This is a genomic window from Streptomyces sp. NPDC043726, from assembly GCF_056436565.1.
Map to the genome: position 1 here is coordinate 315,399 of NZ_JBWKCI010000005.1, position 14,372 is coordinate 329,770.

Below are 14,372 nucleotides of genomic sequence, written 5' to 3' on the forward strand. Positions count from 1 at the left end.
GGTCACACCCCTTATGGAACGAGATCGTTTCACTTAGGGTGCCCTTACTTCGCCCGCCCCCGAGGAACCGAGGAACCATGGACCGTCTGCTTCTCATGCACAGCTTCGTCACCGTCGCACAGGTCGGCAGCTTCAGCGGGGCCGCCAAGAAGCTGGGCTCGTCGGGCTCCCTGGTCTCCCGTCATGTGGCCGAGCTGGAGCGGCAGATCGGGGTACGGCTCGTCAACCGCACGGCCCGTTCGGTGAGCCTCACCGAACCGGGCCAGCGGTATGCCGAATTCGCCGCCCGGATCCTCCAGGAGATCGAGGCGGAGGACGCCGGAATCGCCCAGCTGCACGACCGGCCCGAGGGCACGCTCAGCATCATCTGCCCGAAATGGATCGGGAGTCTGGACCTCGGGGACGCCATAGCCGCGTTCTCCGCGGCCCACCCCAAAATCCAGGTCCGCTTCGAACTCGGCGGCATGTCGGACCGTACCTACGATTTCCTCGACAGCGGATTCGACATCGCCTTCCACACCCGGGATCTGCGCGACTCCAGCGTCCGCCTCAAGAAGATCGCCTCGCTGCCGTTCGTGCTGTGCGCGTCCAAGGAGTACCTGGACCGCAACGGCCCGCTGACCGAGCCGAACGGCATCGCGCACCACGACTGCCTCGTGCACGTCAACGACCCCGTCTGGCGGATCGGCCACGGCCACGCCTCCACCCTGCACAAGATCCGCAACGTGGCCTTCTCGTCCAACTCCTACCTAGCCCTGCAGAAGGCCGCCGTGCACGGCCGCGGCATCGCCCTGCTCCCGCAGCGGCCGGCCTACGACGACCTCGTCTCCGGCGCGCTGCGGGTCCTGCTCCCCGAACTCGCCGTACCCGACCGGCCGCTGTACGCCATCTACGGTCCCGGGCAGGCCGCCCCGCGCAAGATCAGCGTGTTCCTGGAATTCCTCACCGAGTGGTTCTCGCGCAATCCGATTCCGGTGATTCAGCCGTAGCCCGCCTTTCGCCCGACGCAAGAAACGTTTGCACAACCCGTAGAGCACGGGCGTTGAGCCCCTGCGATCCCCAAACCTAGGCTCACTGGCGACCCGCGAAACGAGGAATCCATGGGAATCCAGAGAATCGAATCGGTCACCTACAGCATCGAGGACCTCGACGAATGCGTCCGGTTCTACGACGACTTCGGACTGTTCCTCGTCGAAAGGACCGACGAACACGCCGTGTTCGAGACGCTGACCGGCCAGACCCTCCACCTCGACACCCGCCCGGGACCCTCGCTCCCGCCGCCGGTGGAGAACGGCCCCACCCTGCGCGAGGTCGTGTGGGGCGTGGACACCGAGGAGGAGCTGGCGCGGCTGGTGACCGCCCTGGACAAGCCCCGGGAGAGCGCCGACGGGGTGCACCACACCGTGGACGAGACCGGTTTAGGCGTCGGCCTCACCCTGGCCCGCCCCAAGCCGGCCCCGGTCACGCCCCGCCCGGCCAACTCCCTGGGCAACGTGAACCGGTGGAACACCGCCCTGGACGCGATCACCCGGGTCCGCCCGCTGCGGATGTGCCATGTGGCGCTCAACATCCCCAAGGAGGGCCGGGAAGCCGCCGTGGCCTTCTACACCGGGCGACTCGGCTTCCGGCCCACCGACGTCGTCGAGCCGATGGGCGTCTTCATGCAAGCCCCCGGGGACGACGACCAGCACACCATGCTGCTGTGCCACCGCCCCGACAAGGCGGGCGTCAACCACATCGCCTACGAGGTGCCGGGCTTCGACGACGTGATCGAGGGCGGCAACCGCATGATCGAGCACGGCTGGCGCGAGGCCCGCAGGCTCGGCCGGCACACCATCGGCTCCAACGTCTTTCGCTTCCTGCACGCGCCGAGCGGCGGCCGCGTCGAGTACGCCGCCGACATGGACCGGGTCGACGACTCCTACGAGACCCGCCGCCACGAGACCACCCCGCCCCACCACATCTGGGCGCTGCGCACCAACCGCGACAGCGAAGCCTCCTGAACCCCCGAGAGGGCACCCACCCATGACCACCGACCACGGCTATCCCGCCGTCCGCATGCACATAGCGGGCGAGTGGTGCCAGGGCGGCACCGGACGTACCGCCCCGATCGTCAACCCCGCCACCGAGGCCACCATCGGCGAGGTCCCGCTCGCCACCACCGCCGACCTGGACCGCGCCCTCGCCGCCGCCGAGCAAGGCTTCCGGCGCTGGCGCGACACCCCCGTAGCCCGGCGCACCGCGATCCTGCACACCGCCGCCGACCTGCTCACCGAGCGGGCCGCCGCCGTCGGCCGGATCATGACCCTGGAGCAGGGCAAGCCCCTCGCGGAGGCCACCGGCGAGGCCCGCCGGGTCGCCGACACCCTGCGCTGGCACGCCGACGACGCCCGCCGCGCGTACGGCCGTATCGTCCCGTCCGCCCCCGGCACCCTGCTGACCGTGCGGCGCGAACCGATCGGTCCCGTCGCCGCGTTCGTGCCGTGGAACTTCCCCGCGGGCGGCCCGATGCGCAAGATCTCCTCGGCGCTGTCGGCGGGCTGTTCGATCGTCATCAAGGCCTCGGAGGAGACCCCGGCGACCGCGATGGAGCTGGTCCGCTGCTTCGTGGACGCGGGCCTGCCGGACGGCGTGCTCAACCTGGTCTTCGGCGACCCCGCCGAGGTCTCCGCCCATCTCATCGCATCACCGGTGACCCGGCTGATCGCCTTCACCGGCTCGGTCCCGGTCGGCAAGCTGCTCGCCGCCGCGGCGGGCGAGGTCATGAAGCCGTCCCTGATGGAGCTCGGCGGACACGCGCCGGTGATCGTGTGCGCGGACGCCGACCCGGTGCGGGCCGCCCGCAGGGCCGCCCAGGCCAAGTTCGTCAACGCCGGACAGGTGTGCACCTCGCCGAGCCGCTTCCTCGTCCACGAGAGCCTCGTCGAGGAGTTCACCGCCGAGTTCGTGAAGGCGGCGGAGGCCGTGGTGGTCGGGGACGGCCTCGACGCGGGCACCACGATGGGTCCGCTCGCCAACGAGCGGCGGCTTCAGTCCATGCAGCGTCTCACCGCGGACGCCACGGCCCGCGGCGCCAAGATCCTCACCGGCGGCGAACGCCCGGACCGACCCGGGTACTTCTTCGCGCCGACTGTCCTGACCGACGTACCGCCGGACGCGGAGCTGATGCGCGAGGAGCCCTTCGGGCCGCTCGCGCCCGTCGTGCCCTTCGCCGAGCTGGACGAGGCGCTGGCGACCGCGAACGCGCTGCCGTACGGCCTGGCCGCCTACGGATTCACCCGCTCCGCCGCCACCGCCGAGCGGCTATCCGCCGAGCTGGAGGCCGGCATCCTGTCCCTCAACCACTGCGGCGGCTCGGTCCACGAGGCCCCGTCCGGCGGGGTGAAGGACAGCGGGTACGGCCGTGAGGGCGGGCCGGAGGCGCTGGACGCCTACCTGGTCACCAAGCGCGTCTCCCACCTGCTGGCGCCATGAGGTACGCACGGGTCTCCGTGGGGGGACGGGCGGTCTGGGGCCGGGTGGGGGAGGAGGACGTGGAGCTGCTGTCCGGGTCCCCGCTCACCGGCGAACCGGACGTGATCGGCACGGTCGCGCGCGCCACCGCCGTATGGCTGCCGCCCGTCGTGCCGCCGGTGTTCTACGCCGTCGGCTACAACTACCCCCGGCACATCGCCCACGCCGGAGCCGCGACGCCGGAGCGGCCCGAGGTCGGCTACCGGGCCAACAACGCGCTCACCGGGCACCTCTCGCCGATCGTCAAGCCGGCCGAGGTGGAGGGCCGGTTCGAGGCCGAGCCCGAACTCGTCGCCGTCATCGGCCGTACGCTCCGGCACGCCACCCCCGAGGAGGCCCGCAAGTCCGTCTTCGGCTGGACCATCGGCAACGACGTCAGCGCCCGCACCTGGCAGCACCGGGACCGCACCTTCTGGCGCGCCAAGAACAGCGACACCTTCAAGCCGATGGGCCCCTGGATCGAGACGGACGTGGACGCGCTCGCCCAGACGACGACGCTGCGGCTCAACGGCGAGGTCCACTCCGAGTTCCGCACCGGCGACATGGTCCACGACCCCTTCGACCACATCGTCGAGATGACCCGGCACCTCACCCTGCACCCCGGCGACGTCCTGTGGATGGGCGCCGAGTCGACCTGCCAGCTGGAGCCGGGCGACACCGTGGACATCGAGATCAGCGGCATCGGTGTGCTGTCCAACCCCGTACAACGCGAAGGGAATCGAGCATGAGCAACGCGCCCCGCTACATCCACCACGTCAACTTCCCCACCACCGACCCCGACCGCACCGCCGAGTGGTACGCCAAGGTCTTCGGGATGAAGCGGATCATGCCCAAGTCCAACACCCGTGTGGTGCTGATGACCCGGGGCAACTTCGATCTGCACTTCACCCCGGTCGAGGAGATGGAGCGCATGGCGCCCTATCACTTCGCCGTCGAGGTCGACGACTGGGACGAGTTCCTGGCGCACCTGAAGGAGCTGGGCATCCGGCACACCCGGCCCGTCCAGCGCCCCGAGAACCAGTCCAAGTTCTGCTACATCCACGACCCCGACCACACCATGATCGAGCTCGTCTACCACGCCAAGCGCCCGAACTGACGCTGCACCTACGGGAGTTCATCTCATGCCCATCGCCGACTCCGACGGCACCGCCATCTACTACGAGCGCCACGGCAGCGGCCCGGCGATCCTGTTCGTGCACGGCAGCGGCGGACACCATGCCGCCTGGTGGCAGCAAGTGGCCGCACTCCGCGAGGAGTTCACGGTCGTCACCCTCGATCTGCGCGGCTTCGGCAAGTCCGACTCCTCCGACTTCGACGGCCAGGACTTCCCCGGTGACGTGGTCGCCGTCCTGGACGCCGAGGAGCTGACCGACGTCATGCTCGTCGGCCAGTCGATCGGCTCGGTCGCCGCGCTGCGGGCGGGCCTCGCCCGCCCCGACCGGGTCTCCTCCGTGGTCCTCGGCCACTCCCTGGGCGGCATCAGCGACCCGGAACTGAAGGAGCTGGCCGCCGCCGACCGGGCCGAGGCCGTCAAACTCCCGGTGATCGACCGGCTGCTCACCCAGCCGTTCCAGCGGGAGCGCGCCGACCTGACCTTCCTGTTCCAGCAGATGGGCACGTTCAACGTCGCCAGGATGCAGGACCTGCGCAACCTCGACACCGACGGCCCGACCCTGGCGCAGATCCAGGACTCGGGCGTCCGGGTCGCCTTCCTCGCGGGCGAGAAAGACGCCGTCCTGAGCGTCAAGACCGTCACCCGCGCCCACGAACTCCTCCCCGGATCGCACCTGGAGATCGTCGAAGGCGCCCCGCACTCCATGTACTGGGAGACACCCCAGAAGTACAACGCGGCCGTCGCCCGTCTGCGCCGCACCCTGACCCCACCGAAGGAAGCCGCATGACCACCCTCACCCTGGACGCCGCCGAGGAGATCCTCGCCGCCGCCCAGCAGCGCGCCCAGGAGATCGGCAAGGCAGTCAGCGTCGCGGTCGTGGACGCCGGCGGTTTCCCGATCGCCATCCGCCGTCCCGACGGAGCGCGCCCCCTCACCCCCGACATCGCCCGCGCCAAGGCCTACACCGCCGCGATCATGCAGCGCCCCGGCACCATGCTGAAGAAGTGGCAGGAGAGCCAGCCCGTCTTCTTCTCCCAGCTCTCCCAGCTCCCCGGCGCGGCCATGCCGATCATGGCCACCGAGGGCAGCGTCACCATCAAGAAGGACGGCGAGATCATCGGCGGCCTCGGCATCGCCGGCGGCACCGCCGCCGAGGACCAGAAGATCGCCGAGGAAGTGCTGGAATCCCTCGGTTACGAACTGGAGTTCGCCGCCTGGGGCGTCGCGGCTCCGCAGCCGGCCGCGCCCGGAAAGGACTGACCATGGCGGACACGTTCAACTACCGCATCGATCACCACGGCAGCCTGGTCCGGCCCCCGGGCCTCGCCCCGGACTCCCTCGCCGAGGCGGTCCAGGACGTGGTGGCCTACCAGCGCAAGCTCCGCTCCACGGTGGTCACCGACGGCGACTTTCCCCGTGCGGACTTCCGCGGGGCCGTCCTTGACGGAGGGTCAGGATTTCGCCGTACCGACGAGACCGTCGACGGCTTCCCGCGCTGGGTGGCGGAGTCCCTGCCCAAGCCGGGCGCCGGCCCGCTCCTCGCGGACTGGGCGGGGCGCCTGGCCGAGCTGACGGTCATCGCCCCCAAGGCGTCCCTGCCGTCGCCGGCGTACCTCGCCGCCACCACGTACGAGCCGGGCCTGGGCCCCGCGTCGGCGCGTGAACTCGGCGAGGCGCTGGCGGAGATCGTCCACACCGAGATCGAGCTGCTGGTGTCGCGCGGGGTCCGGCTGATCCAGCTGAACAACCCGCTGCTGCTCGACTGGCCCGCCGACGCCCCGCTCTCCTTCGAGGAGGCGCTGGCCGTCGAGGCCCTGGCGGTACGGCTCGACGAGCGCCCCGAGGGCGTCCGCATCGGCGTCTGCCCGGGGTGGACCGCCCCGGCCGAGGTGGACAGCGCCCGGGTGGAGCGGATGTACGCCGGCGTCCCGGCCGACCGCTGGGTGCTGCCGTACGACCAGGGCACCAAGGCCGAACTGGACCTTCTCAGGCCGCTGCCGGAGGACCGGGACGTGTGCCTGGGGGTGGTGGACGCGACGGTGCCGGAGCTGGAGGACATCGACACCGTGATGACGCGGATCGACGCGGCGGCCGAGCTCAAGGACATCGAGGACATGGCCGTGTCGCCGTCCAGGGGCTTCGCCGACACGGCGGCGAAGCCCCTGCTCACGGCCGAGCAGCAGCGGCAGAAGCTGGTGCTGGTGGAGACGGTCGCCCGTTACTGCTGGGGCAACGAGTTCTGAAGCAGCTCGGCGAACGTGACCGTGCGCTCGGTCAGCAGCGGCCGTACCGTCCTGACGATCAGCTCGTCGAAGTGGTCGGCCGCTGCGTGTGCCTCGAACCCGGCCCGGTCCGCGTAGACCTCGTACAACACGAAGCCGCCCGCCCGCTCCGCCTCCGCGTGCACCTCGTACACGAGATTCGAGGGCTCCCGCCGGGTGAGTTCCCGCATGTTCAACAGCGCTTCCCGCACCACGACTTCATCGGCGGGCGCACAGCGGTAGTGGGCGAAGACGGCGTACGGCATGGGCGTTCCCCAGAGCTCGAAGGTGCGGTGGTGCCGCCGATTCCAGCACGGAGAACCCGCCCACCGGGCGCAACCAATGTCTGAGAGAAGAGAAGTGAACTCCATGCGCACCCAGGAAGCACTCATCGGCGGCGAGTGGGTGACGTCCGGAGAGTGGATCGACGTCCACGACCCGGCCGACGTCCGAGCACCCCTCGCCCGCGTCCCCGCCCTCCCCGCCAAGGACGTCACCGGCGCCTACGACCACGCCGAGCGCGGCTTCGCGGTCTGGAAGCGGACCAGCCCCTTCGAGCGGGCCCGGATCATGACCGAGGCGGCCCGGCTGATCCGCGAACGCCTCGACGAGATCGCCGCCGACGTCACCGCCGAGAATGGCAAGACCCTGGCCGAGGCGCGCGGCGAGACCGGCAAGGCCGCCGACTTCCTCGACTACTACGCGGGACTCGCCCGCCAGGGCTACGGCACCCTGCTGCACGACGTCCGCCCGGACACTCGCACCCACACCCAGCGCGAGCCCATCGGCGTGATCCTCGTGATCAGCCCGTGGAACGATCCGCTGATCACCCCCGCCCGCAAGCTCGCCCCGCTGCTCGCCACCGGCAACGCGGCCGTCTTCAAGCCGGCCACCGAAACCCCGCTCTCCGGGCTGCACTTCGCCCGCGCCCTGCACGACGCGGGCCTGCCCGCCGGGGTCCTCAACGTGATCACCGGCCGTACGGCCGAGATCGAGGAGGCCCTCCTCGACGACCCCCGGATCGTCGGCGTCACCTTCACCGGCTCCAACGCCGTGGGCAACCGCATCCGCCGCCGCCTCGCCGACCGCAACGTCCGCTTCCAGGGCGAACTCGGCGGCAAGAACGCCTCCGTCGTCCTCGCCGACGCCGATCTCCCCGCCGCCGCCAAGGCCGTGGCCGCCGCGTCCTTCGGACAGGCGGGCCAGCGCTGCACCGCCACCAGCCGGGTGATCGTCGAACGCACGGTCCACCACGACTTCGTACGGCTGCTGCTCGCCGAGGTCGAGGCGCTGACCGTCGGCCCCGGCACTGACCCGGCGACCACGATGTGCCCGCTGTCCAGCCCCCGGCAGCGCGACGCGGTCCTCGCCGACATCGGCCGGGCCGTCGCGGAGGGCGCCACCGTGCTGACCGGGGGAGCCGCAGACCCGGACCGCGCGCACGGCTGCTACGTCCTGCCGACCGTCCTCGGCGACGTCACCCCCGAGACGGCGATCTGGCGCGAGGAGGTCTTCGGGCCGGTCCTCGCCGTGCGCGCGGTCTCCGGCTTCGCGCAGGCCGTCGAGGCCGTCAACGACTCCGGGTTCGGGCTTGCCGCCGCCGTCTTCACCCGCGATCTGTCGCGGGCGTACCGGTTCGCCGACGAGGCCGAGTGCGGCCAGGTCGCCGTCAACACCACGACCACCGGCTGGGACGTGCACCTGCCCTTCGGCGGGTTCCACGACTCCGGCACCGCCTACAAGGAGCAGGGCGAGGAGGTCCTGCGCTTCTCCACCCGCGTCAAGACCGTCGCCGTCCACTACGGGCCCGAGGGGGGCGCCTGATGGCCGACGAGACGATCGGCGTCGTCGGCGCGGGCATCGTGGGGCTGGCCACCGGCCGCGAGATCGCCCTGCGCCGGCCCGGCACCCGCGTCGTGGTGCTGGAGAAGGAGCACGAGGTCGCGGTCCACCAGACCGGCCACAACTCCGGGGTGGTGCACGCCGGGATCTACTACGCCCCGGGCAGCCTCAAGGCGCGGCTGACCGTGCGCGGAGTCGCCCTGCTGCGCGAGTACTGCCAGGAGCGGAAGCTGCCGTACGAGGAGGTCGGCAAGCTGGTCACGGCCGTCCGCGAGGACGAGCTGGGCCGGATGGAGGACCTCTACGAGCGGGCCCGCACCAACCATGTGCCCGAGCTGAGGAAGGTCTCCAGGGAGGAGATCCGCGAGATCGAGCCCGAGGCCGGGGGGATCGCGGCGCTGCACTCGCCGCGCACGGCCATCACGGACTACAAGGCCATCGCCCGCGAGTACGCCAAGGACATCGAGGCCTCCGGCGGCGAGGTACGGCTCGGCTTCCCCGTCACCGCGATCACCGAGGTGACCGGCGGGATCGAGGTGGCCTCGGCCCTGGACCGGGTGCGGGTGGACCGGCTGATCATTTGCGCCGGGCTCCAGTCGGACACCGTCGCCCGGCTCGCCCAGGACCGGCCCGAGCCGCGGATCATCCCCTTCCGGGGCGAGTACATGCTGCTCAAGCCGGAGAAGGCACGGCTGGTGCGCGGTCTCGTCTACCCGGTGCCCGACCCCCGCTACCCCTTCCTCGGCATCCACTTCACCCCCCGCGTCGACGGCACCGTGGAGGTCGGCCCCAACGCCGTCCTGGCCCTGTCCAGGGAGGGCTACCGGCTCGGCGACATCTCGCTCGGGGACCTGGCGAGGCTCGCCGGCTACCCCGGCGCCTGGCGGATGGCGGCCCAGCACTGGCGTACCGGCATCAAGGAGTACCGGGGCTCGCTGTCCCGGCGGGCGTTCATGCGGGACGCGAGCCTGTACATGCCGAACGTCGGAGTCGACGACGTGGTGCGCGGCGGCGCCGGGGTACGGGCCCAGGCGCTGGACCGGGACGGCACGCTCGCGGACGACTTCCGCATCCACCGGGCGGGCCGGGTCACCGCCGTCCGCAACGCGCCCTCGCCGGCCGCCACCGCGTCCATGGCGATCGCCGAGCACATCGTCGACGCCGTCTTCGGCGACGGCTCCGGCAAACAGTGAATGCCCTGCGTAGAGCCGTATTCCGTGCAACAACAGCTTGCGCCCCAAGGTCTCGGCAAGCGCTCGCGCCCCGCCTAGCGTTCCCTCCGCAAGCCCCCACCGCCCTGTTCGACAGAAAGAGTTGAGGCCATGTTCGTCGTCGACACGCAGATCCACATCTGGAAGGAAGAGACCCCGGACCGCCCCTGGGTGCCCGGGGCCCGCGAGCGGATCCGCCTCAACGGCCACCGCGAGGACCCCTTCTCCTACGAGGAGGCCCTGGAGCTGATGGACGAGGCCGGCGTCAACCGGGCGCTGATCCTGCCGCCGTCCTGGGAGGGCGACCGCATCGACTACGCGCTGGAAGCCTGCGAGGCGCACCCGGACCGGTTCGGCATCATGGCCCGCATCCCGCAGAACAAGCCCGAAGAGGGCAAGGCCATGCTGAAGGACTTCGCGCAGAACCCGCATGTGAAGGGCACCCGGCTCACCTTCCACCGGCCGATCGACCGGAACTGGATGATCGACGGCACCAACGACTGGTACTGGCCGATCGCCGAGGAGCTCGGCATCCCCACCATGGTCCACGCGCCCATCTGGAAGCGGGAGCTGGGGGAGATCGCCGAGAAGCACCCCGAGCTGCGGATCATCATCGACCACATGGGCATCATGGCCCGCTGTGTCGACGACGCGATCGGCTACTGGGTCCAGGAGACCGCCGACCTCGCCGTCCACCCGAACATCTACGTCAAGGTCTCGGCGCTGCCCGGCTACTCGACGCACCCCTTCCCCAACAACAACATCCAGAAGTACGTGCGCGAGATGGTCGACAAGCTGGGCCCGCAGCGCTGCTTCTACGGCACCGACATCACCCGGCTGCTCGGCCACGGCATCACCTACACCGACACCATCGAGCAGTTCACCAAGCACTGGGACTTCACCCCCGACGAGCTCGAATGGATCATGGGCCGGGGTATCTCCGAGGTCCTGAACTGGCCGATCGAGGGCTGACATGACCGACACCGCGCACCTGGACGGCGGTGACGCCGCCGTCTCCGCCTTCACCGCCGCCGGCGCCGACTACGTCTTCTGCGCATCGGGGTCCGAATGGGCCCCGGTGTGGGAGTCACTGGCCCGGCACCACCGGGACGGCGTGCCCTGCCCCGGCTATCTCGACCTCACCCACGAGACGGTCGCCGTGGGCATGGCCACCGGCTACGGCCTGGTCACCCGCCGTCCGCAGGGCGTGCTGCTGCACGCGGCGCCCGGACTGCTCCAGGGATCGATGGCCGTGCACGGAGCACTGCTCGCCGGTGTCCCGATGGTGGTCACCTCCTCGGAGTCGGCCACCTACGGCGACGGGCCCGGCAAGGACCCCGGCGGCCAGTGGTACCGCAACCTGTCGGTCGTGGGCGGCCCGCACGGCGTCGCCCAGCCGTTCGCCAAGTGGTCCAACGAGGCGGCCAGCGTCCACACCCTGCCCACGATGATCACGCGCGCGGCCGAGCTGGCCTGGCGCGCCCCGGCCGGACCGGCGTACCTGAACATCCCGCTGGAGATCCTGCTGGAGGAGTGGGACGGCCGGGAGGCGAAGCCGATCGTGCCGCCCGGCTCCACGCACAGCTCGCCCGAAGAGGCCGACGCGGTCGCCCAGTTGATCCGCGAGGCCGCGAACCCGGTGATCGTCACGGAGACCGCCGGCCGGGAGGCGGGCGGCTGGGAGGCGCTGCTCGCCTTCGCCGAGGCCTGGGACATCCCGGTCGTGGAGCCGGACTCGGCGGTGTGCGGGAACTTCCCGCGCTCGCATCCGCTGCACGCGGGCGGCGACATCGGCCCGTGGATGGACGAGGCGGACCTGATCCTCCTGGTGAACTGCCGGGCCCCCTTCTACCCGCCCTCGCGCCGGCCCTCGAAGGCACGGATCGTCGTCATCGACGAGGTGCCGCAGCGCCCGCACATCACCTACCAGGTCCTCTTCGCGGACCGGTACCTGGAGGGCAACGTCGCCAACACCCTGCGCCAGCTGGCCAAGCGGGCGAAGGACCTGGACCCGGTGACGGTCACCGCCAGGCGTACGGCACAGGAGGCGCGGCACGCCGAGGAGCAGGCGGCGGTCGCGGCGGCCGAGGCGAAGGCGGAGGGCGCCGAGGGCATCGACCCGGTCCTGGTGGCCGCGACCCTGCGGCGCCTGCTGGAGGGGCGGGACGGGGTCGTCGTCGACGAGACCATCACGCACAGCCGCGTGGTCAAGCGGCATCTGCGGACCTCCGCCCCCGACTCGTACTTCTACGTACAGGGCGGGCTCGGCCAGGGCATGGCGGTCGCGCTCGGCGTCAAACTCGCCGCGCGGGAGCGCCCGGTGGTCCTCACCATCGGCGACGGCGCGTTCACGTACAACCCCGTGATCCCCTCGTACGACGCCTCGGCGGCATACGAACTGCCGTTGCTGATCGTCGTGTTCAACAACCGTGTCTACAAGTCGATGAACCTCAACCACCGTCGCTTCTACCCCGAGGGCGCCGCCGCGGCGACGGGCGAGTGGCTCGGCACCGATCTGCACCGGCTGCCCCGGCTGGCGGGGTTCGCGGAACCGTTCGGGATGCACACCGAGACGGTCGACGCGCCGGACGCGCTGGGCCCCGCCCTGGAGCGTGCCCTCAAGGCCGTCGGTGAGGGCACCACGGCCGTCGTCGACGTTCTCGTCACCCGCTGATCCTCGTCACGCTCTGATCAAGGAGTCTTATGTCCGACCGGAAGCTCGTGCCCGCGGGGGAGTTGCGGGACTTCTCCGCGGCCCTGCTGGAGCAGGGCGGCCTGAGTGCCGAGCACGCCCGTACCACCGCCGACGTCTTCGTCTGGGCCGCGCTGCGCGGTGTCGACTCGCACGGCATCGCCCGGGTGCCCGCCTATCTGGAGCTGCTGGCCAAGGGGGTGGCCAACGCGCGGGCCGAGATCAGGGTCGAGTCGACCACCCCGGCGGCCGCCGTCCTGGACGCCGACCGCGCCCCGGGACCGGTCGCGCTGAGCGCCGCCGCCGACGAGGCGGTGCGGCGGGCCAGGGCCGGCGGCATCGCCTCGGTGGGAGTGCGCCGTACCGTGCACACGGGGGCCATCGGCTACTACGTGTCCCGGATCGCCGAACAGGGCCTGATCGGCATCGGGTTCGTGGCCGGCATGCCCAACATGGGCTACACCGGCGTCAAGGGCGCCGCGGTCGCCACCAGCCCGCTCGCCATCGCCGTACCGGCGAAGGAGCACGCGCCGCTGCTGCTCGACATGGCCACCGCCACCATCGCGCTCGGGAAGATCAAGCAGGCCAGGGCGAACGGCACCCCGCTCCCGGAGGGCGCCGCCGCCACCGAGGACGGCACGCCGACCACCGACCCCGAGAAGGCGGTGATGCCCTTGCCGCTCGGCGGCGCCAAGGGCTCGGGCATGTCGCTCGCCTTCGAACTGCTGACCAGTGTGCTGGTCGGGGCGCCGATCTTCGCCGCGTTCCACTCGGACGACCCGCAGGGGCGCAAGCACCGCCAGAACGCCCTGCTGATCGCCGTGGACCCGGCGGCCTTCGGGGACCCGGACGCCTTCACGGCCGGGGTCGACGAGACCCTGGCCACCCTCAAGGGCCTCCCCAGCGACAGCGGCGTGTACTACCCCGGCGAGCGCAGCGCCGGTGTGGCCGCCGAGCGGGGCGAGCAGGGCATTCCGGTCGCGCCGAAGGTGTGGCGTGAACTGACCGAGGCGGCGGGCCGGTTGGGGGTCGTACCACCGGCCTGAACAGACGGTCGCCGGCCGCCCCGGGGGACGGTCGGCGACGTCAGCGTGACGTGCGCACCCCGTCCAGCGCGATCGCGAGCACGCGGTCGCGCTGCGCGTCGTCCGTGAACGTCGTCGCGGTGACGCCCGCGACCAGGCGCAGCAGATCGCTGAAGTCCATGTCCGCGCGCGCCACGCCCGCCTTCTGCGCACGCTCCAGCAGCGGCCCGCCCGCGCCGTACATCGAGTCACGGCAGGCGTCGAAGATCTCCGACTGGTCGTCCAGCGCCTCGCGCACGGCCCGCTTGGTGACCATGTAGCCGGTGAACCGTCCCAGCCAGGTGGTGAGGGCCTCCCACGGTTCGAGTTCGGCGACCTCCCGCGCGACCTGGACCAGGTCGTTCACCTCACCCGCGTAGACGCTCTCGAAGAGGTCGCGTCGGGTCGGGAAGTTCCGGTAGAGGGTGCCGATGCCGACCCCGGCGCGCCGGGCGATGTCCTCCAGCGAGGCCTCCGCGCCCCTCTCGGCGAAGGCCTCGCGGGCGGACGCGAGCAAGGCGTCGTAGTTGCGGGCGGCGTCCTTACGGTGCGGGCGCCGGGCCGCGACGATCTCGCTGACGGGGAACGGCTGGGCGGTCACGGCTGCCTCCCGGGGCATCGACGGAACCGGAGGGCATCCTCGACATCGGTTGAAGTGGAGGTGTGCCTCCGCTA

The 14,372-nt window shown here is 71.2% G+C and carries 15 protein-coding genes; 13 read left to right on the forward strand and 2 right to left on the reverse strand.

Annotated features, from left to right (window positions below):
* Positions 1-77 precede the first annotated feature (77 nt).
* The 8 genes from AC068Z_RS17050 to AC068Z_RS17085 all read left to right on the forward strand — a co-directional run bounded on the left by AC068Z_RS17050 (position 78) and on the right by AC068Z_RS17085 (position 6,870).
* Entirely contained in the window at positions 78-989 is a 912-nt protein-coding gene (locus AC068Z_RS17050) for a LysR family transcriptional regulator (RefSeq protein WP_478555905.1), read from the forward strand.
* A gap of 111 nt (positions 990-1,100) precedes the next feature.
* Positions 1,101-2,003, forward strand: coding sequence for a VOC family protein (locus tag AC068Z_RS17055; protein ID WP_478555907.1), 903 nt, complete (start codon positions 1,101-1,103; stop codon positions 2,001-2,003).
* A gap of 22 nt (positions 2,004-2,025) precedes the next feature.
* Complete coding sequence (locus tag AC068Z_RS17060) at positions 2,026-3,474, forward strand: NAD-dependent succinate-semialdehyde dehydrogenase (RefSeq protein ID WP_478555909.1); 1,449 nt, start codon at positions 2,026-2,028, stop codon at positions 3,472-3,474.
* Positions 3,471-4,241, forward strand: coding sequence for a fumarylacetoacetate hydrolase family protein (locus AC068Z_RS17065; protein WP_478555911.1), 771 nt, complete (start codon positions 3,471-3,473; stop codon positions 4,239-4,241). The genes AC068Z_RS17060 and AC068Z_RS17065 overlap by 4 nt, the downstream gene beginning before the upstream one ends.
* Positions 4,238-4,609 carry a VOC family protein gene (locus tag AC068Z_RS17070; protein ID WP_478555913.1) on the forward strand — a complete coding sequence of 124 codons (372 nt, stop codon included), beginning with the start codon at positions 4,238-4,240 and terminating at the stop codon, positions 4,607-4,609. Before AC068Z_RS17065 ends, AC068Z_RS17070 begins: the two co-directional genes overlap by 4 nt.
* A 25-nt stretch (positions 4,610-4,634) precedes the next feature.
* A complete protein-coding gene (locus AC068Z_RS17075) occupies positions 4,635-5,414 on the forward strand; it encodes an alpha/beta fold hydrolase (RefSeq protein ID WP_478555915.1) in 780 nt (259 codons plus the stop codon).
* Positions 5,411-5,887 (forward strand): GlcG/HbpS family heme-binding protein, encoded by a 477-nt coding sequence (locus AC068Z_RS17080; RefSeq protein ID WP_478555917.1) that lies wholly within the window; start codon positions 5,411-5,413, stop codon positions 5,885-5,887. Before AC068Z_RS17075 ends, AC068Z_RS17080 begins: the two co-directional genes overlap by 4 nt.
* Positions 5,888-5,889: 2 nt before the next feature.
* Complete coding sequence (locus AC068Z_RS17085; RefSeq protein ID WP_478555919.1) at positions 5,890-6,870, forward strand: uroporphyrinogen decarboxylase/cobalamine-independent methonine synthase family protein; 981 nt, start codon at positions 5,890-5,892, stop codon at positions 6,868-6,870.
* Here the strand turns inward: AC068Z_RS17085 and AC068Z_RS17090 are convergent.
* Positions 6,846-7,154: a putative quinol monooxygenase gene (locus AC068Z_RS17090; protein ID WP_478555921.1), complete on the reverse strand. Its 309-nt coding sequence runs from the start codon at positions 7,152-7,154 to the stop codon at positions 6,846-6,848. The two genes, AC068Z_RS17085 and AC068Z_RS17090, sit on opposite strands and share 25 nt — an antisense overlap.
* 103 nt (positions 7,155-7,257) lie before the next feature.
* Here AC068Z_RS17090 and AC068Z_RS17095 point away from each other — a divergent pair, with 103 nt between their 5' ends.
* From AC068Z_RS17095 to AC068Z_RS17115, 5 genes are all read left to right on the forward strand, one after another.
* Complete coding sequence (locus AC068Z_RS17095; RefSeq protein ID WP_478555923.1) at positions 7,258-8,712, forward strand: aldehyde dehydrogenase family protein; 1,455 nt, start codon at positions 7,258-7,260, stop codon at positions 8,710-8,712.
* Positions 8,712-9,923 carry an L-2-hydroxyglutarate oxidase gene (gene lhgO, locus AC068Z_RS17100; protein WP_478555925.1) on the forward strand — a complete coding sequence of 404 codons (1,212 nt, stop codon included), beginning with the start codon at positions 8,712-8,714 and terminating at the stop codon, positions 9,921-9,923. Before AC068Z_RS17095 ends, lhgO begins: the two co-directional genes overlap by 1 nt.
* 129 nt (positions 9,924-10,052) lie before the next feature.
* A complete protein-coding gene (locus AC068Z_RS17105; protein ID WP_478555927.1) occupies positions 10,053-10,913 on the forward strand; it encodes an amidohydrolase family protein in 861 nt (286 codons plus the stop codon).
* A gap of 1 nt (position 10,914) precedes the next feature.
* Positions 10,915-12,615, forward strand: coding sequence for a thiamine pyrophosphate-dependent enzyme (locus AC068Z_RS17110; RefSeq protein WP_478555929.1), 1,701 nt, complete (start codon positions 10,915-10,917; stop codon positions 12,613-12,615).
* A gap of 29 nt (positions 12,616-12,644) precedes the next feature.
* Positions 12,645-13,679 (forward strand): Ldh family oxidoreductase, encoded by a 1,035-nt coding sequence (locus tag AC068Z_RS17115; protein ID WP_478555931.1) that lies wholly within the window; start codon positions 12,645-12,647, stop codon positions 13,677-13,679.
* 40 nt (positions 13,680-13,719) lie between these two features.
* Here AC068Z_RS17115 and AC068Z_RS17120 read toward each other — a convergent pair whose 3' ends face one another.
* Positions 13,720-14,298 (reverse strand): TetR/AcrR family transcriptional regulator, encoded by a 579-nt coding sequence (locus AC068Z_RS17120; protein WP_478555933.1) that lies wholly within the window; start codon positions 14,296-14,298, stop codon positions 13,720-13,722.
* Positions 14,299-14,372 lie beyond the last annotated feature (74 nt).